Below are 23,237 nucleotides of genomic sequence, written 5' to 3' on the forward strand. Positions count from 1 at the left end.
AGCCGTTGTTTCTATGCCGCAGGATGCATTTTCGCATACAGGCGCCAACGTCAAAAGTTCGGTGCTGTTTTTACGCAAATGGAGCAATGCTACCAGCGAAAAAATTGCCGACCAGAAACAAGCCCTGAAAGATCGTATCAAAACCGAGAAAGCCTACGAACGGCAGATTGAAATATTGGAAGCCAAAAAGAAAGACAAGCTGCGAAAACACGACGGCTTTACTAACAATACCGGTTCCTACGAACGCAAGATTATTGAAGCCACCGACCTGTTTAAAGCTTGGAAAGCCGATGTCAACGCCGACTATACGCAACGCATCAACGAATTGAAAGAGCAGTTGGAAGACCTGTACCAAAACGAAAAACAAAAGGTACTGGCTGATTACCCCATTTTTATGGCGATTGCCGACAAAATTGGCTACGATGCAACGGGCAAAGAAATAGCTCAAAATGAATTAACTGTTATTAGTCATGAGTTGAAACGCTTCATTCAACATATCGAAAAAACGGAAAAAGCATGAGCGCGTTTGAGATAGACAGCGAGTTGAAAAGTATATTTCTGGTGAAGAGGAGCCAAGTTGAAGGGCGACTTGACCCGAATTTTTACAACTCTAATCTTAAGAAGTTCATTAATGCAAGACACTCTATTCGAAAAATAAGTGAAGTAGTGTTATCATTTAAGACTGGATTTGGAGTTGGTCGACAGGATCAAGAAAAAGGGACAAGTGGAATTATACAGGTTCGACCAACTAACATTGATGCAAATGGTTTTATGAGATTTGATAGGAATGTACTTATTCCGTTGGAATTAATTAATAATCAAAATTTACTTTTAGAAACAGATGATGTACTATTCAACAATACTAATAGCCAAGATTTAGTCGGTAAAACGGCTCTTCACAAATTTGTAGGACAATATTCTTTTTCCAATCATATAACAGTAATTAAAGTAGACAAACGTCAAATCAAGCCTGAGTATCTCTGGATATTACTTAATATTTATCAAAGAAATCTAATTTTTTATGCAATTTGTACTAATTGGAACAACCAGTCAGGTGTAAGCCTAGACGTTATTAAATCATTAAAAATTCCAGTTCCTGAAATGGGAATTCAGCAAAAAATTGCTGAATTATTTGAGAAATCGCTAAAACAAAAAGTTCAAAAAGAAACTCAAGCAGTTGAGCAAATTGCTCGTATTGATGATTACCTGCTTTCGGAATTAGGTATTCGTATACCAGAAAGGGACGACGCGCTGGAAAATAGAATCTTCACTGTTAACTTCTCCGAAAGTAGCGGCAAACGCTTCGATCCGCTGTTTTTCTACCACAACTTTCTGGACCAATTACCAATGGGCCGCTATCCGGTTGAGCCGTTGAGCAAGCACGTAGCCTATTTTCAATCAGGATTTGCCGCCGGGAAAGGCGATCAGGTAACGGACCTCACCGAACAATTGGATGAGGCCGTCATTCAACTTCGCCCTACCAACCTAAATGACGACCGGGAACTTGTTTTCGACCGTAATGTCTATATACATGCCAATGCCCTAGCAAAACGTCATAGTGACATTCTCCAACCAGGGGAGGTGTTATTCAACAATACTAACAGTCAGGAATTAGTGGGAAAGTCAGTGCTGTTCGATCTTGAAGGCGATTATTTCTGCTCTAACCACATGACTCGAATCGGCACCGCAAATAGTTTGCACCCCGATTTTCTGGCGCACTTGCTCAATCTTTATCAGCGACAAAGCGTGTTTTTCCGTATCTGTACTAATTGGAATAACCAGTCGGGTGTGAACACCGGTGTTTTGAGCGGTGTGCCGATTCCCATTCCACCCATCGAACAACAGAAAAAGATTGCTCAAACCATTACCGACTTACGGAGTAGCGCGAAAAAACTCCGACAGGAAGCTAAAGATGAATTAGAACAAGCACGTAAGGAAGTAGAACGGATGATCTTGGAAGAGTAAGATTTTTATTGCAAACCTCGCTCAATACTCACTTAGACTGCGGTTTCACAACCCGGTCGGCGAGGGGAAGTTGCTGGGACTTGATAGCGGCCAATACCAGCTGGGCCATTTTTCGGGCGCCGAGTTCATTGAAATGGGTATTATCGTCTTTGCCTTCCGGGTAGTTAGGATGTTCGCCGGGAGCCAGTTGCAGAAAGAGCAGTTTGGAGTTTTCGACTCCGAACTGCTGCAACAATGCCTGACTTTCTTTGTCGAGGTCAATCAGGGGTGTTTTGTACTCGCTGGCTACCGCCCGCACCAGGCCCGAATAAACCTCGTGCGATTCTTTAATCTTGCCAGCGTCATCGAACTGTCGACGGGCAACGGGCGTGATCAGGATGGGGATGGCTTTTTTATCCCGGCTTTCCGTGATGAATCGAACGAGATTAGTGCTGAATTCTTCTTCAGTCGTGTAGGTTTTCTTTGTTTTTACTTCATCGTTATGGCCAAACTGGATGAACACGTAATCGCCTTCGTGTAGGGTAGTCAGTACCGACTGCCATCGATTTTCTTCGATGAACGACCGGGTACTGCGCCCATTCATCGCCCGGTTGTCAACCGTTACGCTTTCATCGAAAAAATTGGCGAAGGGCATGCCCCAGCCCGTTTCGGGATAAACTTTCACCTGTTTGATGGATATAGTCGAGTCGCCGATGAGGTACACCGTTATCGGGTCGGCGGGGCGGGTGAAGGCCAGCAAAACCAGCAGGCTGAGGCAACTGAAAACAGGACGAAAACGACTTCTTTTGGTTGACATGGTTAGTAGAGGATTTACACAGTACTAATTATGGGTCAGAAACGTATTTTGGTAAGTTTCCCGTCGGGTTTCCACTGGTCGTTACCCGCCAGGATGTTGGACGGTTTATATTGACTGGCTTCTTGGGCGGTCAGTTGCTTCGACCAAACTACCCGACTGGCTGGAACTGCTCCCGGCCCTTTCGACTGGTATTCCGCGTAAAACGCGGTTTTTTCAGCGTCGGGCTTGTCCCAGTTGTGCCAGCCTTCGGGCCGGATATGGTTGCCCAACTGGCAGTTGATAAACACGGTTTTGGCAAAGTTACGCCACGGGCGGCCCAGATAAACACTGGCCGGGGGGGCGTCGCTCGTCAGTGTACAGTTCAGAAATACATAGCCATATGGTTTGCCTTCGGGCGTAGCGGCTGCGGTTACGTAGGGGCCGTTGGTCTTGCTGAAAATGGTACAACGGTCAAATACCGCCGTGGCCGAGCCAAAAATGAAATCGACCGTACCTTCTATGTAGCAGTCTTTGTAGTACTGCCGGGCGTCGGTTCGGTGCTCCTGGTTGTCGGGCATGCCGGTGTACAGCGTGTCCTGATTGCCCAGAAACCGGCAGTTGACGAACACGGCCCGGTCGCCGGTAACGAAGGCGGCTACGGCCTGCCCTACCGGAACGCCGGACCGGCGCCCGGCGGTGTTTTCAAACGTCAGGTTCTCGGCGCGGAAGTCGTTCCCAAAGATGTAAAACGACCCGGAGGTAGAGGTACGAAGTTTAGAACCATCGGGCAGCACTTTCCCCGAATAATCATCGTAGGTCAGTACGGTAGCTGCTTTGTCTTCGCCAATAAGCGTGACGAAGTGCTGGGTAGAATCGAGTTTGAGTTTCTCCTTGTAGATGCCTTTTTTGATGCGGATAACGACCCGGCTGGAATTGTTGGCCGGAACCGTATTCAGGGCAGCCTGCACGGTGGTAAAATCGCCACTGCCGTCCTGCGCGACCGTGATTTGTTGCCGTTGCGCAACCGCCACCGTACTCAGTCCGGCAAAAAAGATACCCAGGATAACGTGTTTGAGTAGCATCGTCAGTTAGTCAGTTCCCCATTTTTTCTCCCACTTCGGGTAATCCTTCGACAGAAGCCTGGCTGGCCAGGTACCATACCAGCCATAACCGGCCCGGCGTTCGTTCTCAATGTCAGCCAGGGCGTATTTTTTAACCCCATCCCGGCCACAAAAGAACGGCTTGTTGGTCTCTAAATCATAAAAACGTGCCCAGATTGTGGAGGCCGGGTCTTGTACCACAACCACATCCTTTCCTTTTGGCTGGTTGGGGTCGATAATAGTTTTGGTGGCAATGCCGGTTAGTTTGACCGATTCCAGCCAGGTCGTAGCGGCCCGAATGGCTCTTTTGACCTCCGCCGATGGATGCTCAATAACCAGGAGAAACGTTACAATGCCAACGGTTTCACTACCACTTAACGAGGGCAGTTCAAACGCTCTTGCGCCCGCTGGCTTAAGGGTGATGTGGTCATGCTGGGCGCACCAGGCCGTGAGGATGCCGTGTTGCACAAACTGCGTATGCAGGATGCAGTCAATCCCCCGATTAACTGCCTGCCGGGCTTCCGGAATGAGCTTTTTATCCACCCCGTTAAAGTCGTTCGTTCCGTCGACAACGTGTTTCATGACCCACAGGACGTTAATCATGGCGTTGTCGTTGTAGGTAATGTGTTTCCGGTACTTGCTCGAATCAGGGTAAAACTGCCCCCATCCCCCGTTGGGTTGCTGCGCCGTGAGTAGGTAACGAATGCCCCGTTCGGCCGCCTGCCGGTAGGCTTCGTGCTGCGTCGTCCTGAAAGCCGTGACCAGATAATTGATTTCCCGCGTTGTAGCGGCATCGTCTATGGTTGTATCGAGCCATCCTTTTTCATCCAGCAGCCGCTTTTGCTGCGCGGGGGTGAGTGGCTTTTTGTAGTCAATTGCGTCGCCACCGGGTTGCGGCCATCCACCGTTGCTGCGCTGGTAAAGTAACATCCGCTCGGCCATGGAATCGGTAGCTGCCATGGCCGAGGGCATAGAGGTCCCTAACGCGCTGAAACCGGTCAACAGACCGGTTATCAGCAGGATAGAAACGATAGGTATGCAGCAGGGGTGTCTCATCAAACGGCGTATTGTCACTATGAGTAACGGTCAATGGTATCGATACATTGGCTGGCTCGCTGCCTGGTCCTTCCTGGCGGGATACCATCAATACCCGTAATCCTGCGTCAGGTTGGGATTGGCATCCAGTGCCGATTGGTTGATGGGCAAAAGTTCGTTCTTATTCGGCGTGAAATACTGCGCTACCGACGTAATATACGTCGTAGATATGTTTTGCCGCCAGTCTACCCGGGTCCAGCCGGTGGGAGCCGTCGTCGTTGTGTTGGGCTTGTAGAGCGAGTTGAGGAACTGGAGTTCTTCGCCGTTGTTTTTCCAGAACAGGTACTGCGGTACGTAAGCGTATTTGCCCTTCGCCAGCCGCATATCGTCCAGATTCTGGCGGGTTTCCGTAATCTTGGTAGCCAGCAGATTCCACCGGATGAGGTCATATTTGCGGATACCCTCGCCCCCAAACTCCAGTAAACGCTCATTGACAATGGCATTGAAAAAGCCGTCTTTGGTCGTTGGGGTGGTGCCCATCAGGGCCGTTTTTCCCGCGTAACCCCGCTTCCTGACTTCTTCAAACGCTGCCGTGGCAGCCGCCGTTGGACCACCTTTCAGTTCATTCTCCGCTTCGGCAAACATCAGCAACACGTCCGAAAAGCGAATCAGCGGCCAGTTGAAGCCCAGCGTCTGCGAGGTGCCGGGTAGGAGAGGGGTGCGCCAGTCGCGCCGGAATTTACCGTCCGTGATGGTCGTCAGTCGCTGCGGGTTTTTGTTGTTATTGGCCAGCACCGAATAGATGGTAATCGTTACATCGCGCCGAACGTCGGTCGAGTCGAAGGCGTAGAAATAGGTGGGTAGCGGGTTGATTCCACCGCCCCCCTGCCCGTAGCGCGACGCAGCATCCAGGCGGGGACCATTGTAATACCCCAACTTACTATCCGACTGGGCACTGCCCCCCGCCGACCCGACCTCAAACATGATTTCATAAGCCGGGTCGGGTGTGAGGCCGTCAACGTAGGTTTTGAACAGGTCCACGTAACTGCCAACCAGTGTATGCTGGTCCCGGCGCTGAATCAGTTCGGCGGTTTCGTCGCGGGCAATCTGGTAATAGGTAGCGTAGTCGGCCCGGCGTTCCATCTGTTTGGTATCCCGCCGGAGCGAGTAGCCGCCCCGGTACAGGGCCATGCGGGCGCGCAGGGCTTTGGCCGCTCCCTTGGTGATACGCTCGTTCCGGGCACCGGCATCGGTACGCCAGGGCAACAGGTCGGCGGCCGTTTTGAGGTCGTTCAGGAGTTGCTCGTACACCTTGTCCCGGTCGACTTTCGTCACGAACAAATCCGTTTGCTGGTACGACGGAGTCATGGGAGCAGGTACATCGCCCCAGTTCCGAATCAGTTCCAGGTAGTACTGCGCCCGCAGGGTGAGGGCCTCGCCGTGCAACCGGCGCAGTTCTTTCTGTTCGGCAACCGTCCCATTGGTATAAAGGTCCATCTTGGGAATCTGGTCAATGCACAGGTTGGCCCGCTCAACGCCCTGGTACAAATCATTCCAGGGCCGGACAATTTCGGTATTACCGGCTAGTGCATTGTACCGCCCAATGCCCCGGCGACCATTGTCGAGCGAGCCGCTCACCATCATCTCATCGGAATCGTAGGGGAAGTACAGGCTTACCCGAATGCCGTAGGTGTTGTCGCCCGACAGTAAATCATAAGCACCCAACACGGCCAGCGTCGCGTTGCTGACGTTGCTGAACACGGCCTGACCGTCAAATTCGGAAATGGGTTCCAGGTCGAGGTATTTCTGGCAGGCGGTCAGGCACGAACCGGCCAGTAATACACCCAGCGTCAATTTATAAAAGCGATTGATAGTCATGGCTGATGGTAAAAAAAGCTGTTTTAAAAGGTTAGGTTAGCGCCAAACACGAAGGTCCGGGCGCGGGGGTAGGCCGCAAAATCAACACCGGGCGTCAGCGGATTGAACCGGCGGGCGTTCACTTCGGGGTCGAAGCCCGAATAGCCGGTCAGCGTGGCCAGGTTGTTAACCGTGGCGTAGAATCGGGCACTCTGCATTTTCACCTTCTTAACCAGGTCGCGGGGGAGCGTATAGCCCAGGGTCACGTTGTTGATGCGCAGAAACGAGCCATCCTCCACGGCCCAGGAGTGCAGGTAGGGACGGTTATTCGTGATGGGCTGCCAGATTTGCGCGTTGGCATTCAAAGCCGCCAGTGCCGTTGGGTCTTTCACGATAACGCCCTGGTCATTCACGGTGCGCCAGCGGCTGTTCATGACGTCCAGTACATTGATATTCTGGTAGTACCCGGCGGTAAACTCAATTTTATTGGCGTTGTACACATCGTTGCCATACACCCAGTTTACGAAAACGCTCGCGTCGAAATTTTTATAGGTAAACTGGTTACTAAAACCACCAATGTGTTTTGGATTGGCATTGCCGATAATCGTACGGTCGTTTTCCAGCCGCACCTGCCCGTCGCCGTCCAGGTCTTTCAGTTTGATGGTGCCCGGCTGGGGTGCCCCAAAAATGGTGACATCGGTCGGTACACCTTCTTTCAGCGTGTAAACCTGCGTGGTGGCGTTGTAGTTAAAATCGTCCACTTTGTAAAAACCATCCGTCATGAAGCCGTACATCAACCCTACCGGCTGGCCTACTTTCAGGATATAATCGTCGGCACCATCGCTGCCCTGCCAGCCCGAACTGGTCGTTTGCTGCTGCACCGGACCGAGGTCATCAATCCGGTTCCGGTTGAACGAGATGTTGGCGCTGGCTGTCCAGGAGAAATCGTTTGTGCGGACGGGCGTGCCATTGAGCTGAAACTCAAGCCCCCGGTTTGAGGTGGCTCCCACGTTTTTAATCTGGGTGGTATATCCCGACGTAGACGGAATGGGCAGGTTAACCAGCAGGTTTTTGGTGGTGTTCTGGTAATAATCCGCTGTAAACTGAACCCGGCCACCCAGCAGGCCCAAATCCAGCCCGATGTTGCGCGAATACGTGGTTTCCCAGGTCAGGTTCTTCTGAGCCAGCGATACCGGAGCAAAAGCGGGTAGTACCGATTCGCCCAGCGCGTACTGACCATTGGTATTGTACAACTGCGCGTACAAATAGTCGCCAACGCGGTTGTTGCCCGCAGCCCCGTAGCTAACCCGAAGTTTGGCATCGTCCAGGAATTTCAGGGATTTCATAAAGTTCTCCTGCGAAAAACGCCAGGCCAGCGACCCCGACGGGAAGTAGGCCCACCGGTTCTCCGGGGCGAATTTGGTAGACCCATCCCCGCGGAACGTTACCGTAGCCAGGTACTTTTTGTCGTAGGTATAGTTCAGTCGTCCGAAGAAAGACAACAGGCGGTTCTGGTACTCACTGCTGGTAGGCTGGGGCTGAATAGCACCGGTTGGCGGTGAGCCGAGGTTCATATTGGCCAGGGCTTTTTCGGGCGAAATGTCCGACGGGAAATAGCGGGTTTCCAGCCCGATAGCCCTGCCTTTGGTTTCGTAAGTTTCCTGCCCTACCAACGCGTCGATGTCGTGTTTACCACCCGCAAAACCGTTTTTCCGGTAGGTCAGTACGTTCGAATTATTGATGGTAATGGCGGTGTTGTTGCGGATGGTACCCACCGGCAAACCGGCGTAATTGCGGGCGGTACCGGTGATCTTGCTGTAAAACTGGTCGGTCCGGTCAATGTTGTTGTTGTAGCCTGCCGTTACGCGCAGGCTGAGTCCGGGGAGGAATTCATAGCTGGCATAGCCGCTGATGTTGGTGCCGTTGGTGAACCGCTTCTGGTATTCGGCATCGGTCAGCACGACCGGATTCGTCAGGCGGGTAGCAATGTAGTAATCCTCGTCGAAACTAATATCCGATGCCGCTCGGCTGGGGAGATCAAGCGGCTGGTACTGAATACTTTGTCGAAGCCGGTTTGTGCCCGATGAGCCGCTGGTGGTGGTACCAGCTCCGTCGATACGCTGGTCGATGTACCGCACCACCACGCCTACTTTGAATTTGGTGTTGACCGAATGGTCGAGTTTGAAATTGACCAGATTCCGGTTGAAGGCCGACCCTAACTGAATACCCTGTTCATCATTACGGGTCAGGCTCAGGTTGTAACTCGTTTGCTGGTTACCCCCGTTGATGGAAATATTATGATTCTGATAGGCAGCCTTCCGGCCAAACACCTGATCCTGCCAGTCGATGAAGGGAACGTTTTTGTAGGCTTGCAGGGTGTCGAACGTAGAGCCAAACTGCCGCGCAAAGCTGGTGCTATCCTGCGAGTTACCCCGCGACCGCTCGTACTGGTACAGCACGTAGTCGTACGGTTTCAGGACGCTCAGTTGCTTGAGATTTTCGCGGAAGCCGAACGAGCCGTTGTAGGTTACGGTGGTGCGGCTGTTGGTACGGCCCGATTTGGTGGTGATAATGACCACCCCGTTGGCACCCCGCGCCCCGTAAATGGCCGTGGCCGACGCATCCTTTAGCACGTCGATACTGGCGATGTCCTGCGGGCTGATGACGTTCAGCGCATTGTCCAGTTGAATACCATCGACCACGTAAATGGGGGAGTTATCCTGCGTGATGGAATTTCCGCCCCGCACCCGCACCCGAATGTCGGCCCCCGGTCCGCCCTCCGACGTAGTGACCTGAACCCCCGCCAGTCGCCCGGTAATGGCCTCGGCGGCATTGGTAATGGGTACATCCCGAATCTGCTTGCTGCTAACCGACGATACTGAGCCGGTAAGGTCGCGCCGGTTAACGGCCTGGTAACCAATGACGACGACTTCGTTCAGTGTTTTTTCATCGGTAGTCAGCGATACATCGAGCGTGGACCGGGTGCCTATGCTTACCTCTTCCGACGCGTACCCGATGAAACTGAAGGTTAGTTTGACGTCATTCCGGTCGGGAATGCGAAGCGCGTAGTTGCCCGTGGCATCGGTGGTGGTACCTACAGTGGTGCCTTTGAGTACCACCGAAACGCCGGGTAATGTTTCGCCGGTAGCCTTGTCCTTCACCTGACCGCTTAGCTGCCGGGTCTGTTGCGCATAGGCTGCCGGTATTATGAACAGCAGCAAAACAAAACGTATTAATTGATTCATGACTGACGGGATAAGTAAGGGTTGAGTTAGTAAGGGCAACGGGGCAATCGGTCCTTTTGGGGTAACCATTGAGCGCGGCAGCGTCACAGAATTTGTGTTGTCGTTAATTGAACTAATCAGCGTTATCGCTATTTTTTATTCGATTAAAACATGATTAAAGATTGGTATGAAAAGTAGAATTATCAAATAAAATATTGACTTTTTTTACGCAATCGTTGCCGGGAACGTTGCCAGACATACTATTTGGGAGTGCGTATAGGAGTAAATTAAGGTGGTCAATTGAGAGGGAGAAGCACCCCCGCCTTGTATCTATCAGCTATTGTTGCCCGTTGCAATCGTTCCCGGGAGCGATTGCAACGGGAGGAATAAGAGTAGTTAACCTATCTTTGCGCTTTTATTTACAGGGCCTTATCAGCTGCGTAGTTTTTTGCATTTTACCAGGAAATAGCTTTGGATACCATCACCATAAAAGACATAGCTCGTGCCTTAAATCTGTCGACGTCAACAGTTTCGCGTGCCTTGCGGGATAGCCACGAAATCAAGCCCGAAACGAAGCGGCTGGTTACGGAATACGCCGAGCGGCTCGATTACCGGCCCAATCCCATTGCGCTGAGCCTGAAAGAAAACCGTAGCCGGGTCATCGGCGTCATTGTACCCCAGATTGCCAATAATTTTTTCTCGCAGGCTATCAACGGAATCGAAGCGGTTGCTTATAGCCGGGGGTACCACGTGATTATTTTTCAGAGTCACGAATCCTACGAGCGCGAACAGCTAACTATCAATCAGGCCGTAGCCCGAAAAGCCGATGGACTGCTTATTTCTCTGTCCAGCAACACGTCCGACGTAGCGTACCTGAAATCGTTGCAGGACAAAAAACTGCCCATCGTTCTGTTTGACCGCGTTTCCAAGGACCTCGATGGTCCTTGCGTGACAGCGGACAATTTCGGGGGAGCTTTTGCCGCTACCGAGCAGCTGATTCAGGCCGGACGCCGTCGTATTGCTCACCTGACCCTGCCGTCGTATATCTCTATCACCCAGGAACGCCTGTCGGGCTACCGGTCTGCTCTCGAAAAACATGGCATTGCCTACGACGAGTCGCTGGTGCGCTACGCCGGTTTTGGTCAGGATGCCGTGGAGCCTATTATCGATGATTTGCTGGAACAGTCGCCCGATGCCTTCTTTGTTGCCAGCGACCGGCTGGCGATTGGGTGCCTGTCTGCCCTGCGAAAACTGGGTATCGCGATTCCGCAAAGCATTGCGCTCATTGGTTTTACCAACATCACAGTTGCCGATTTACTGGCCCCCTCCATGAGTACGGTGGTGCAGCCTGCCAGCGAGATGGGCCAGATTGCCGCCGAGCAGTTGATCAACCTGATCGAGGGCAAACAGCATCTGGTGAAGGCAGAAACGATTATACTGCCCACCCGGATGATAGTACGGGAGTCGTCGGCCCACCAGCCCGGTTAACGCTTACTCCTTTTTTTACTTCATCGTCAGGGCATTGGCTGGTACCTCGGCCGACGTTTCGCTGGCTTTTTTGCTGTGGGAGGTATCCGTATTCAACAGATGGATGGCTTTGGAGCGGCTCCCCGAAACACGCATCAGCAGGGCGGTATTAGTTGAATACCGGAGGTTGTCGATGGTTACGTTCCGGCTGTTCTGTATCTGCACTACGGGCGGCTGACCGGCAGTCCCGGTGGGCGTGAGCAGGGTCACGTTTTTCAGCCGGATACCATCTGCTTCGATACACACCATGCCTTTGTTGCTTTGTAACACGGCATTTTCAATCAAAATATCTTTTATGGCCATTTCGGGCAGACCCCGAATCAGGATACCCGTTTCGGCTCCTTTGCAGGTTACGTTTCTGATTTGAAACGACCGGAACTGGGGCGTACCTTCGGAAAGAGGCTGGGCCGGAATTTCGGGCAGGTCGTTGTTCTCGCCGTGTTGCGGCACCGGGTCTTTGGCCGCGTAATACATGTCGAACAGGATGGCCTCACCCGCAATGCTGGTCATGTCGATGCCGTCCACGAACACGTTTTCGACGATACCACCCCGGCCACGGGCAGTTTTGAATCGCAGGCCCACGTCGGTACCCATGAACGTGCAGTTCGACACATACAGATTTTTAACACCCCCAGACATCTCACTGCCGATAACAAACCCGCCGTGCGCGTGGTATACCCGGCAACCCCGCACCACGATGTTCTCGGTGGGTACTCCCCGCTTGCGGCCCTGCTCATCCCGACCGGATTTGATACAGATACCATCATCGCCCACGTCGAAGAGGCAGTTTTCAATCAGGCCGTTCCGGCACGATTCCAGGTCGAGGCCGTCGCCGTTCTGGGCGTACCAGGGGTTTTTGGCGGTTACGTTTCGCAGGGTGATATCTTCGCACAAAAGTGGGTGCAGGCACCAGGCGGGGGAGTTCTGAAACGTAACGCCTTCCAGCAGGATGCGCTTGCAGCGCGTCAGGCTCAGCATATTAGGGCGCAGAAAATCCTTAATGTCGCTATAATAACTCATCGGCTGTCCGGCCCTGATGGTCATTTCGGCCCCTTTGAGCGACTGAGCCGATGGGTACCAGATATCCTGTTTCTGGTTGATCACCCCCCCCGACGCTACTAATTTCTTCCAGTGGTCGGCGGTCAGTTTACTTTTCTTCACCATCCGCCACGCATCCCCGGCTCCGTCCAGAATACCCTCGCCCGTGATGGCCACGTTCTCCAGGTCAGTGCCGGAAACGGGCGCCTGATTCCGAATGGCTTCTTCACCTTCCCAGGTCGTCTGGACCAGTGGGTACACGTCGCGCTGGTCAGTAAACTGAACCAGCGCATCGCGGTTAAGCCGCAGGTTAACGTTGCTTTTTAGGACGATTGGCCCCGTCAGCCAAAGCCCGCGCGGCACCAGCACTACGCCCCCGCCCGAGCGGCTGCACTGGTCAATGGCTTTATTGATAGCGTTGGTATTAAGGGTTAGTCCATCCGCTACGGCCCCAAACGTCGTAATAGTAAGGGTATCGGTTTTGAACACGGGCGACTTCACCGTTGGTAGACTAGACGGGCTTTGAGCGAAAGTCTGAAAAAGATTTATCAGGCAAAAAAGCGTTATACCAGCGGGTATTTTCATTTGATCAGTAGCTATTTATGGAGGATGCTCCAGAGCATCATCTTATAAATAGACGACATAGTCAGTACTTTTTCAAGAATAGTTTACCCTTTTTTTACGCAATCGTTGCCGGTAACGATTGCGTAAACACAGTTATTGCCTGCACGAACCAGTGTAGTGGCTGAATTGATTCAGGCGGGCAGAACTGTACTAACGTCAGGCCGACTTGGTTATAACGTTACAAAATTCGCAATAGCTGGCTGTAGCTTAGGCAGGATGGCTTCAATCTGCGTTTTTTCATCGTCGGTCCACTGGCGCGGCTGTTCAAAAACGCAGGGCTGTAAAATGCCCCATAGTTTCCCGCCACCATGAATGGGGGCATGAATCAGGGCGCGATGGCCGAACGTTTTATTCTCGAAGGCTTCGTTCAGCACACCGGGACCGGCGGTTTTTACATCATCTACGTAGATAACTTTGGTACTGTCCAGGGCCGACCGGAACAACGGGTCTTCCTGTGGCAGGTCGGTTGTATCCGGCTGCCAGTCGGGTTGAACTACGTCGGGAATAGACCCGTCTTTACGCCAGCAAAAGGCAATGCGGCCACGTTCCTGGTCCGGCTGGCGGACATAGATGAAGCAGCGGTCGGCGTTCAGTGTTTCTCCCACCACGCTCATGGCTTCGTAGAGTGTTTTGTCGTCAGTAAATCCTTTTTTTAACAGCGCGTCGATGGCTGCGGGGAGTTTTTGTTGAGTATCCATACATAGTTAACACCCTGAAGCGTACTCTGTTTAGACTTCCTGTCCGGCTGTATTTTCATCTTCTTATGTTGTTACATACACGGAAGATGTTTTAGAAGAACTCCCAGAAGCCATATCTTTGCAGCCAAAGCAAGTAGTAACATCTTTAACGCGTCAATATGCTCCGTACCGATTGGACCCGCGCTGAAATCGCCGACATTTATAACTCGCCCGTGCTGGACCTGATGTACCGGGCCGCTACCGTTCACCGCCAACATCATGACCCGCAGGAGGTACAGGTTTGTACGCTGCTATCCGTCAAGACGGGGGGCTGCCCCGAAGACTGTGCCTACTGCCCACAGGCTGCCCGGTATCATACCGACGTGAAGGTGCAGAAACTGATGGAAGTGGACGACGTGCTGACGGCTGCCCAACGGGCCAAAGACACGGGGAGTACCCGCTTCTGCATGGGGGCTGCCTGGCGTGAAGTGCGCGATAACCGCGATTTCGACAAAGTCCTCGACATGGTACAGGGCGTAAACGAAATGGGGCTGGAAGTGTGCTGTACCCTGGGTATGCTCACCGAACAGCAGGCACAGAAACTGAAAGATGCCGGGCTGTACGCTTACAACCATAACCTCGATACGAGCGAAGAATTTTACGGCGACATCATCAGCACCCGTACGTACGACGACCGGCTGGATACGCTGGGCCACGCCCGCAAAGCCGGTATTTCCGTTTGTTCGGGTGGAATCATTGGCATGGGCGAATCCGATACCGACCGGATTGGGATGCTGCACACGCTGGCTACACTGCCCCAGCACCCGGAGTCGGTACCGGTCAATGCGCTGGTACCGGTAGAGGGTACCCCGCTCGAAGACCAGCCCCGCGTGTCGGTTTGGGAGATGATCCGGATGATTGCCACCGCCCGGATTAGTATGCCCAAAGCGATGGTACGGCTCTCTGCCGGGCGCGTTCGGATGACTACCGAAGAGCAGGCACTTTGCTTTCTGGCCGGAGCCAACTCTATCTTCGCCGGTGATAAACTACTGACCACACCGAACCCCAGCGAAGATACCGACGCGCAATTGTTCCAGATGCTCAATATCCGCCCCCGTAAAGCGTTCAAAGATGCAGCCCAGGCGACCGTTATGTTCGACCAAATTCCGCTTTAGGAGTCTTGATTATAGTAGTAGCCAACTGCCTGGCGGGTCATACCATAAATGTATGACCCGCCAGGCAGTTGGTTGTAAAAACTATGCGTGTTCAGTATGGATGCTGCCGATAACCGAGACACCACTGATTTTACAAATAAGTAAATTCATTGCCGGAGGAGATATAGGTGATATTGACACCGGGTAACTGAGGTTTCAGCCAGGACACGACCCATTCCATGCCGGCCGCTTCGCTCATGATGTGGCCCAGAATCACTAAGGATAACTTTTTGCCCTGTCGGCGGGCATCCCGCACGTACTCCGGCGTTTCCCACTCACTGGCTTCTCCGCAGAAAATTACGTCAGGCTGGGTCTTTTCGATGGCAGTAATCTGGCTGCGTCCGCCCGCGGCACCCGGCATCAGCAAAATGCGCTGGCAGGACTGCGCCGGGTCGCCAACTACCCGCACCAGTTTAATGCCCAGTCTGTCTTTGGCGTGGGCAATAAGCTGGCCCAGGGGCGTAGCGCGTAGGGTAAGCACGTGCGGATTATCAGAGTCGGCGTACTTCGCCCAGTCTAAGGTTGTCAGCAAGCCGGTCAGTACGCCATCGGGCCGGTGCGCGTGCAGGTAATCATGAAAACGCCAGACTGCAATACCGTGCTTCGTCAGCAAAGCCTGCTTGTTCCGGAATACATCATCGTTTTGCAGCCAGTCGGTATCGTCGGCATGATTATAAAAGGTTGGCTCATGGGCAATAATAAAGTTGGCTCCCGCAGCAATGGCTTTTTCAACAACCTCAGCTGTAGCAAACATGGTGGACACAATACCCGTTACAGTTTGGGATAAACTGCCTGCTTTTAGCGTATCTACCGTTTTGGGGAATGGAGCACTCGGAATCGACTTCAGGATCAGGTCAATGACCTGGCCAACCGTAACGGAAGGTGGTTGGCTTCTGGTTTCCCCACTTAGTTCAAAGGGCGGCATTAGTAATGAAGCCCCGGCGGCTTTGGTCATGACGCCCACAAAGGCGCGTCGTCCGGTAAGTTCCTGCATGTTCGTACGTAAGCTGCTTTTAACTGGCCAAGATAAGCAGCCGGTGCGAAATTGTTGATGCATAGGCTATAAACCGTGCTGCCGGGGTGCCCTATTAGCGTACTCTTCAATTTGAGCACAAAAAAAAGGGAGCTAAGCGCAAACTTAACTCCCTTTTTGCCGGCCCGGCTTTATTACAAGACGAGTGTATATTCTTCTTTCGCTATTTTATCAATGAGTACTTCTGCTAAACTCATAGCGTGCTCTTTCCGTACTTCCAGTTTTGCTTTGGTGTCAACCGTTACATTGATAATGTGGTTGTTGTACAGTACATGCAGGGTTCCTTTACTGGTGTCCCAAACAGCTTTGTCGCCTAATTCCCGGACAGCCTCCACCGTAGCCAAACCAATGGCGGGCATCGTTAGGGGCGGAGCAGCAGCCGATATACCACTGTGCTTGGGCTGGTTGTCATCCGTTGTCGAATTTACCGTTTCTGCCAGATTGCTTTCTGTCGTCTCATCGGTGCTGATGATGGCATTAGGGTTGGTCCCTCCGGTACTGGTAGTGGTTTGTATTGGGTTTTCTTTTGGAGCAGCCGGATCTATTTCTTCTGATTCAGCTGACTGGTGCTTACCCTGGTACATTTTGTCGAACATATATTCGGCAATGTACACCGATGTATAGGGTTTATCGCCACCAAATGAAACCGCCACTTTGTTGCCCGCCCAGACAAAATCACAGCCATTTTTCTCAAGCCTTTCTTCCAGCCTGGTGGTTACATCCAGGTTGAACATCTGGCGGACGTACTCTTCACCCAGAATGTTGCAGGGCTGGTCGTAATTAAAATCCGGAGTAAGCATTTTTAACCCCGACACGCGTCTGGCCATGATGGGGCTTGCCTCCGTCTGACTGGCGGGATCCTGAGGGGTGCTTGGGTTATTACAGGCTAAACACAGTACGGGGAAAGCCAGTATCAGTGATTTGATTTTCATGATATAATTAAAGAAAAGCCAAAATTAGCGTTTTCTTACATACCAGATTAACTATCCGTATGTTTTTGTCGCCCGCTACAATTTAATAAATTCCACCCGTCGGTTATTCGCCTTGCCTTCGGCTGACGTATTGGGTACGGCTGGTTGTGATTCACCCTTACCATCGGTTTCCATGCGACCGGCATTAATGCCGAACGAGTTTGTTAGTTCTGTTTTCACCGCAGCCGCCCGCTTTTTCGATAGGGCCATGTTCGATGCCTCGTCGCCGTCGGAATCGGTATGGCCAATGATGCGAACCTTCACATCTGCATTTTCGGACAGGACGCTGGCTATATCTTTCAGGGTGCCGAACGATTCAGGTTTGATTTTGTCGGAGTTGATATCGAACAGGATTCCGTTGGTTACAAATTTTCCTTCGGTTATGAGTTTATTTCGGGTATCCGGTGCCCCAACGGCCAGCCGGATGTTACTAACGTAATAACGGTCTTCGGATTTGTGCGTATCGCCCATGGACAGCACCACGCCGTTATACGTTACGCCGGGCTGAAAAGCGCGGGGAATATCCCATACTTTGGTTTCGTTTACATACACCCGCAGCCGCTGTTTCTGCCGCCACATGGACACATGCGCCACATTGCGTTTCGGGGCAAAAAAAGCGGGTAGATCGGTTTCATTTTTCATGACTTCGTCGCCCTTCGCATAAGTAATAAATTCGGTCAGGCCAGCTTCATTACCACCGGCATTTTGCGGATGTAAACCCACGCGTACTCCTTCGGTTGGAGTAGGGAAACGCCCCCATTTAGCGAAATCTTTAGCCGGATTTACCATAGTAACCAGATTAACCCATAAATAGGACGAATAAAAACTGAATGTTTCATTGGCTGCCAGATCGAACTGGAGCGTGAAATTATCCGGCAGACTCTTGATGAATTCAGGCAGGTATTCGCCCTTTTTGTTGAACATGAGCCAATGTCCGGCCTGAGCGTCGATGGTTACTATTTCGCCAGAACCCGTCGAATTCCACTTGTCCGGAAAATCGCCGATGGCATCCTGCATGAAATCCTCAACGGCAATCACTTTCTCACCGGGCACAAAATCGAATTTACTGTAAGACTTCAGGGTGGCCGGGACTTTGGTCTTACTTACATCATTGTCAGCGGGTTCGTTACTGGCCGACTGGTTGCCATTACCGGTCCGGGCGGGTGAACTACCCGTTGAGGAATTGTCGGTATTCCCGTTGGTATCTGCATTATTATTGGTAGACTGGCTGTCCTTCTGATTTGGCTGTGCTTTGTTTTTCTTTTTGAATATGCCCATAACACCTTCCTCCACTTTGTCCAGCCCTTTATTGATACCCTGATCAATTTTACTATTGGTCCGGTACTCAACGTTCCGTTCTACCACCCGACCCGGATCATTCACGCGTACCTGAGCGTGTGCCAAAAGAGTTGTCAGGCATAGTAGCAGGGTAGAGCTACGGGTCTTATTTATGCGGTTTTTCATAAGCGTTAACTAGGTTGCTGCTGATAGTGTGGAAAAGTAGGGAAGAATTCAACCGGTCTGAATACATCTTGAGCGAACGGTAGGGTATAGGCGTATACGCTGGGTTTTGTACCTTTACCACCGAATTTTTCAAGCATGTCCACCATCGAAACCATTCTGCTTGCCCCCGGTCAAAAGGCTTATTTTGCGTCCGATTTTCATTTGGGTACCCCCACGCCCGATCAAAGCCGCGAACGCGAGCGGGCCGTAGTGGCCTGGCTCGATGCTGTCCGGTCCGATGCCGGGGTGATTTTTCTGGTAGGTGATGTCTTTGATTTCTGGTTCGAGTACAAAAAAGCCGTGCCCAAAGGCTTTATCCGGTTGCAGGGAAAACTGGCTGAACTAACCGATGCCGGTACGCGGATAATTCTCTTTACGGGCAACCACGACATGTGGATGAATGACTACTTCACGCAGGAAATGGGCATTCCGGTTTACCGCGAGCCGCGCCGGTACGAGATAGGGAGCAAGCACTTCCTGATTGGGCACGGCGACGGACTCGGACCCGGCGATTTTGTTTACAAACGCCTGAAAACGGTTTTTGAGAGCAAACTGGCCCATAGCCTGTTTCGGCTCGTTCATCCCGATATGGGCATCGGGCTGGCGCATGCCTGGTCCCGGCGGAGCCGAATCAGCAACAATAAAAAAGGAGAGGAGCACTTCCTGGGCGAAGACCGTGAGTGGCTCATGCAGTACTGTCGCGAGGTAGAAGCGCAAATGCACCACGATTACTACGTTTTCGGTCACCGGCACCTGCCCCTCGATTTAGCCGTATCATCTACCAGCCGGTACATAAACCTGGGTGAGTGGGTGAGTGCCAAAACGTACGGCGTTTTCGATGGTGAACTGTTGCGACTGGAAACGTGGTCGTGAAGGACGTACGGGTAGCCAACAGGCATAAAAAAGACCGTTACCTGCCAGGCAGGTAACGGTCTTTTTTATGCACGTACTGAGAAACGCTACTGCTTGATTATTTTTTTGTTGACGGGCTTGCCCTGCATGAGCATCCGCACAAAATAGACACCGCCCGGCAAGTCACCCACTTTGAGTTGAACCGTATTCAGACCCGCTTTGGCAGGCTGCACACTGTTGCGCCGGGCCAAACTGTTGGCATCCAGTACATCGAGCGATACGGCCGCCTGATCGTCGGGGCTGAAATACGTCACCTGCACCACATCAGTGGTGGGGTTGGGGTATACGATTACTGAGAACTGAGCCAGATCATCGTCTGCATTGACGGCAATGCCCATCTGTTCCTGTTTATCCTTCAATACGTTCTTCAGGCTGATTACCCCACTCATCTGCTCCAGTGGTTTGGCCGTCATGCTGGACCGCTGACCGGAGCGCGTGTAAAAACTACTGCGCACGTTAAGGGCCATTTTCTGATCGGCAAACTGAGCAAATGAATCCTCTGGCGACAGGATGTTTACCTGGGTAGGGTCGCCCCCGGTGCCCCGGAAAGTGAATAATGCTACCGGATTGCCCGCCGTGAAAGAACCGTAATTCGTTTCCTGAGGGGCTTTCCCGATCACATAGTAAGCCCAGTTGGCATCGGCGCCGGTTTGTGCAAAAGCATCCGGTGTGGCTAGCTTATAGGCTGCTTTGTCCCAGATACCCCGGATGTCCTGTACGTTGGTCAGCACGAAATCTTTGGGTACTTTCAACGAGAACTGCGCCGTGGCCCCAAAATCTTCCGATTCAGGATTGTTGGCATTGGGAGTGGAGTAATTGGGCACAACCCAGGCCGTGAATACGCCCGTTGCCGGTTCGCGGGTTATCATATACCGCACTTCGTTCGACGAAAGTATGGGCATATCCTGGGCCTGAACGACTACAAAGCTCAACCAAAGTAGTAAACTGATGCTGAATTTTTTCATGGAATTTTGCGATTAGAGACGAGAATTTGCTTTGTGGTTAGATACGGGATTTTGTTTTTTTAATGACGAATGGCACACAGGCGTCGGGAGGGCAACAGGCGCCCTGCTGTACAACGATGGGGCAACAGCCGGCAATGGGGCAACTGCCGTTCGAAGACGAAACCGTGTAAGTTCCCGGTAGGTCAATGGTTACGGTGTTGCCGGTAAATACGGGGGCCGAACCACCATTGCGATACCACTGTACATTCAGGTACTCCCGGGGTACACTCACCGTTAGCGACTCGCCCGAACAGAGTACGTACGGTACACTGGTACAGGCCGAGGCCAGGTTATTGGTTTCATTGGGATCCTGACTGCCGGTAGCGGTCACACTGGCTACGTTCACGAGGACTCCTTCGGAAAGAAGGCGGACGGATAGCACAAACGTAACCGTTTCATTGGCGGTCAAATCGCCTACGGTCCACAAGCCGGTTGCGGAGTTAAATGACCCTTTCGATGGAGTAGATGTTCCCTGAAGTTGTACGGTACTGTTCCGTAGCAGGGTGTCGGTTACGATTACACCGACTGCACTGCCCGGCCCCATGTTCTGCACGGTAATCGTGAAACTCACTACATCGCCTACTACTGATCCGGACTGGCTCACTTTTTTAGTAATCAGCAGGTCGGCCGATTGATTCGGCACCGCCTGTACCGTCAGGCTGATAGATGCCGAAGCACAGACCAATGGCTGGGCGATGTCGCAGATGGTGTAGGTGAATGAAACGGGTCCGGTGAAGCCCGCAGCGGGAATAAAGTTGATGGTGCCGTTGGCATTCACCGTGGCCGTACCCGTAGCGGGTGGGGTAGTCAGGGTTACCGTTACGTTGGTGGTGCTGGCGGGCTGGCCGTTGTTAAAGTCATTAACCAGCACAGGAATGGTGGTAGTCACCCCAGCGGTGAGGGTCAGGGCGTCGGGATTAGCCGTGAGCACGGCTGGCACCGGATTGACTGTTAGATTAACGGCAGCCGAGGCACAAACTGACGTCTGGATAAGGTCGCAGATGGTGTAGGTAAAGGACACAGGCCCGGTGAAGCCCGCAGCGGGAATAAAGCCGATAGTGCCATTGGCATTCACCGTGGCCGTGCCCGTAGCGGGTGGGGTGGTCAGGGTGACGGTCACGTTGGTCGAGTTGGCGGGCTGTCCGTTGTTAAAGTCATTAACCAGCACGGGAATGGTCGTGGTCACCCCGGCCGTGAGGGTCAGAGCATCGGGGTTAGCCGTGAGCACGGCCGGCACCGGGTTGACCGTCAGACTAACCGCAGCCGAAGTACAAACTGACGTCTGGGCGATGTCGCAGATGGTGTAGGTGAATGAAACGGGCCCGGTGAAGCCCGCAGCGGGAATGAAGCTGATGGTGCCGTTGGCGTTCACCGTGGCCGTACCCGTAGCGGGTGGGGTGGTCAGGGTTACCGTCACGTTGGTGATGCTGGCGGGCTGTCCGTTGTTAAAGTCATTGACCAGCACGGGGATGGTCGCGGCTACTCCAGCGGTGAGGGTCAGGGCGTCGGGGTTAGCCGTGAGCACGGCCGGCACCGGGTTGACCGTCAGACTAACCGCAGCCGAAGTACAAACTGACGTCTGGGCGATGTCGCAGATGGTGTAGGTGAATGAAACGGGCCCGGTGAAGCCCGCAGCGGGAATGAAGCTGATGGTGCCGTTGGCGTTCACCGTGGCCGTACCCGTAGCGGGTAGGGTGGTCAGAGTGACCGTTACATTGGTCGAACTGGCGGGTTGTCCGTTTCGGGTATCATTGGCCAGTACGGGAATGGTGGTAGTCACCCCAGCGGTGAGGGTCAGGGCGTCGGGGTTAGCCGTGAGCACGGCCGGCACCGGATTGACTGTTAGACTAACGGCAGCCGAAGCACAGACCGATGGCTGGGCGATGTCGCAGATGGTGTAGGTGAATGAAACGGGCCCGGTGAAGCCTGCAGCGGGAATAAAGCCGATGGTGCCGTTGGCATTCACTGTAGCCGTACCCGTAGCGGGTGGGGTGGTCAGGGTTATCGTTACATTGGTGGTGCTGGCGGGTTGTCCGTTGGTAAAGTCGTTAGCCAGTACAGAAACGGTCGTGGATACGCCCGCCGTCAGGGTCAGGGCGTCGGGGTTAGCTACCAGGCTGGCACACTGAGCCGGATTTCCCGTTACGGTTTTGAATTGCTCAGCGGGTGTTTGGTTACCCCCTGCCGGTGTACCGGAGAGGGAATAAAAGCTGTTCGCTACGTTGAGGGAATAGCGTTGATCAGCCTCTGCAATGAAGGGATTTCCTGGCTCCAGTACAGCCAGAGGTCCCACACAGCCGTTTCCCCGGAAGGTGAACAGACGAACAGGCGTACCTGATAAAAAGCTTCCGTAGGTGGCTTCACCAGGCGATTTTCCGATGACGTAATAGTTCACAGCAGGGTCAAGTCCCGATCCCGACCAGTCCTGTCCAAGGTTTCCGGGTCCCAGCCGAAGTGGCGTTTTTTCCCACACGCCAACAGCATCCGTGATAGCCGATATGGTAAAGGTGGCGGGTACTTTGATGGTAAACTGGGCCGTACCACCTTTCTCAACCTGCCCTGTATTATTCGCGTTGGGTACGTTGTAGCGGGGTACTACCCAGGCTGTATAGAGCGTACTACTTGCCTCATACGTAAGTAGAAAATCCACTGCATTTGTCGACTGCTGGGCAAAACCGGCCCATCCCGTCAGCAACAGACACCCCCATATCGTCACTCGTAAAAATCGTTTCATTGCTTTACGTTGTTTTGTCTGAAATCCATTTGATAAAGTGGGCC

General features: G+C 52.7%; 18 protein-coding genes. 6 read left to right on the forward strand and 12 right to left on the reverse strand.

Annotation, left to right across the window (positions count from 1 at the left end; all coding sequences use genetic code 11):
- Positions 1–13 precede the first annotated feature (13 nt).
- Positions 14–520, forward strand: coding sequence for a hypothetical protein (locus tag B156_RS31950; RefSeq protein ID WP_018620598.1), 507 nt, complete (start codon positions 14–16; stop codon positions 518–520).
- Positions 517–1,965: a restriction endonuclease subunit S gene (locus tag B156_RS0115170; protein ID WP_018620599.1), complete on the forward strand. Its 1,449-nt coding sequence runs from the start codon at positions 517–519 to the stop codon at positions 1,963–1,965. The genes B156_RS31950 and B156_RS0115170 overlap by 4 nt, the downstream gene beginning before the upstream one ends.
- 28 nt (positions 1,966–1,993) lie before the next feature.
- Here the strand turns inward: B156_RS0115170 and B156_RS0115175 are convergent, their stop codons facing one another.
- Genes B156_RS0115175 through pelA form a run of 3 tightly spaced genes read right to left on the reverse strand, consistent with a single transcriptional unit; the run spans position 1,994 to position 4,800 of the window.
- Positions 1,994–2,761 carry a rhamnogalacturonan acetylesterase gene (locus tag B156_RS0115175; RefSeq protein ID WP_018620600.1) on the reverse strand — a complete coding sequence of 256 codons (768 nt, stop codon included), beginning with the start codon at positions 2,759–2,761 and terminating at the stop codon, positions 1,994–1,996.
- 35 nt (positions 2,762–2,796) lie between these two features.
- Positions 2,797–3,822 carry a pectinesterase family protein gene (locus B156_RS0115180; protein ID WP_018620601.1) on the reverse strand — a complete coding sequence of 342 codons (1,026 nt, stop codon included), beginning with the start codon at positions 3,820–3,822 and terminating at the stop codon, positions 2,797–2,799.
- Positions 3,823–3,828: 6 nt separating this feature from the next.
- Entirely contained in the window at positions 3,829–4,800 is a 972-nt protein-coding gene (gene pelA / locus B156_RS0115185; RefSeq protein WP_245563749.1) for a pectate lyase, read from the reverse strand.
- Between pelA and B156_RS32205 the strand changes: the two genes are divergently transcribed.
- Positions 4,781–4,996: a hypothetical protein gene (locus B156_RS32205; RefSeq protein ID WP_245563750.1), complete on the forward strand. Its 216-nt coding sequence runs from the start codon at positions 4,781–4,783 to the stop codon at positions 4,994–4,996. The genes pelA and B156_RS32205 overlap by 20 nt on opposite strands.
- Here B156_RS32205 and B156_RS0115190 read toward each other — a convergent pair.
- A complete protein-coding gene (locus tag B156_RS0115190) occupies positions 4,984–6,753 on the reverse strand; it encodes a RagB/SusD family nutrient uptake outer membrane protein (protein WP_018620604.1) in 1,770 nt (589 codons plus the stop codon). The two genes, B156_RS32205 and B156_RS0115190, sit on opposite strands and share 13 nt — an antisense overlap.
- Positions 6,754–6,776: 23 nt before the next feature.
- Positions 6,777–9,977 carry a SusC/RagA family TonB-linked outer membrane protein gene (locus B156_RS0115195; protein ID WP_018620605.1) on the reverse strand — a complete coding sequence of 1,067 codons (3,201 nt, stop codon included), beginning with the start codon at positions 9,975–9,977 and terminating at the stop codon, positions 6,777–6,779.
- A 450-nt stretch (positions 9,978–10,427) separates the two neighbouring features.
- Here B156_RS0115195 and B156_RS0115200 point away from each other — a divergent pair, with 450 nt between their 5' ends.
- On the forward strand, positions 10,428–11,444 hold the full coding sequence (locus tag B156_RS0115200; RefSeq protein ID WP_026260847.1) for a LacI family DNA-binding transcriptional regulator: 1,017 nt from the start codon (positions 10,428–10,430) through the stop codon (positions 11,442–11,444).
- Between the two features lie 15 nt (positions 11,445–11,459).
- Here B156_RS0115200 and B156_RS0115205 read toward each other — a convergent pair whose 3' ends face one another.
- A complete protein-coding gene (locus B156_RS0115205) occupies positions 11,460–13,106 on the reverse strand; it encodes a glycoside hydrolase family 28 protein (protein ID WP_018620607.1) in 1,647 nt (548 codons plus the stop codon).
- A gap of 209 nt (positions 13,107–13,315) precedes the next feature.
- Positions 13,316–13,843, reverse strand: a complete 528-nt coding sequence (locus tag B156_RS0115210; protein ID WP_018620608.1) for a GAF domain-containing protein — start codon at positions 13,841–13,843, stop codon at positions 13,316–13,318.
- A gap of 158 nt (positions 13,844–14,001) precedes the next feature.
- Here B156_RS0115210 and bioB point away from each other — a divergent pair, with 158 nt between their 5' ends.
- Complete coding sequence (bioB, locus tag B156_RS0115215; protein ID WP_018620609.1) at positions 14,002–14,997, forward strand: biotin synthase BioB; 996 nt, start codon at positions 14,002–14,004, stop codon at positions 14,995–14,997.
- Between the two features lie 130 nt (positions 14,998–15,127).
- On the opposite strand, the gene B156_RS0115220 is transcribed toward bioB, so the two are convergent.
- From B156_RS0115220 to B156_RS0115230, 3 genes are all read right to left on the reverse strand, one after another.
- Positions 15,128–16,030 carry a Nif3-like dinuclear metal center hexameric protein gene (locus B156_RS0115220; RefSeq protein ID WP_018620610.1) on the reverse strand — a complete coding sequence of 301 codons (903 nt, stop codon included), beginning with the start codon at positions 16,028–16,030 and terminating at the stop codon, positions 15,128–15,130.
- A 173-nt stretch (positions 16,031–16,203) separates the two neighbouring features.
- Positions 16,204–17,001: a hypothetical protein gene (locus tag B156_RS0115225; RefSeq protein WP_018620611.1), complete on the reverse strand. Its 798-nt coding sequence runs from the start codon at positions 16,999–17,001 to the stop codon at positions 16,204–16,206.
- Positions 17,002–17,076: 75 nt separating this feature from the next.
- Positions 17,077–18,504 (reverse strand): OmpA family protein, encoded by a 1,428-nt coding sequence (locus B156_RS0115230; protein WP_018620612.1) that lies wholly within the window; start codon positions 18,502–18,504, stop codon positions 17,077–17,079.
- Positions 18,505–18,639: 135 nt separating this feature from the next.
- Between B156_RS0115230 and B156_RS0115235 the strand changes: the two genes are divergently transcribed.
- Positions 18,640–19,416, forward strand: coding sequence for a UDP-2,3-diacylglucosamine diphosphatase (locus tag B156_RS0115235; protein ID WP_018620613.1), 777 nt, complete (start codon positions 18,640–18,642; stop codon positions 19,414–19,416).
- An 86-nt stretch (positions 19,417–19,502) separates the two neighbouring features.
- Here B156_RS0115235 and B156_RS0115240 read toward each other — a convergent pair whose 3' ends face one another.
- Both B156_RS0115240 and B156_RS0115245 read right to left on the reverse strand, forming a co-directional pair.
- Positions 19,503–20,420, reverse strand: coding sequence for a T9SS type A sorting domain-containing protein (locus tag B156_RS0115240; RefSeq protein ID WP_018620614.1), 918 nt, complete (start codon positions 20,418–20,420; stop codon positions 19,503–19,505).
- Positions 20,421–20,457: 37 nt separating this feature from the next.
- Positions 20,458–23,193: an Ig-like domain-containing protein gene (locus B156_RS0115245; RefSeq protein WP_018620615.1), complete on the reverse strand. Its 2,736-nt coding sequence runs from the start codon at positions 23,191–23,193 to the stop codon at positions 20,458–20,460.
- Between the last annotated feature and the right edge of the window lie 44 nt (positions 23,194–23,237).

The sequence above is a fragment of the Spirosoma luteum DSM 19990 genome, assembly GCF_000374065.1.
Classification (GTDB): domain Bacteria; phylum Bacteroidota; class Bacteroidia; order Cytophagales; family Spirosomataceae; genus Spirosoma; species Spirosoma luteum.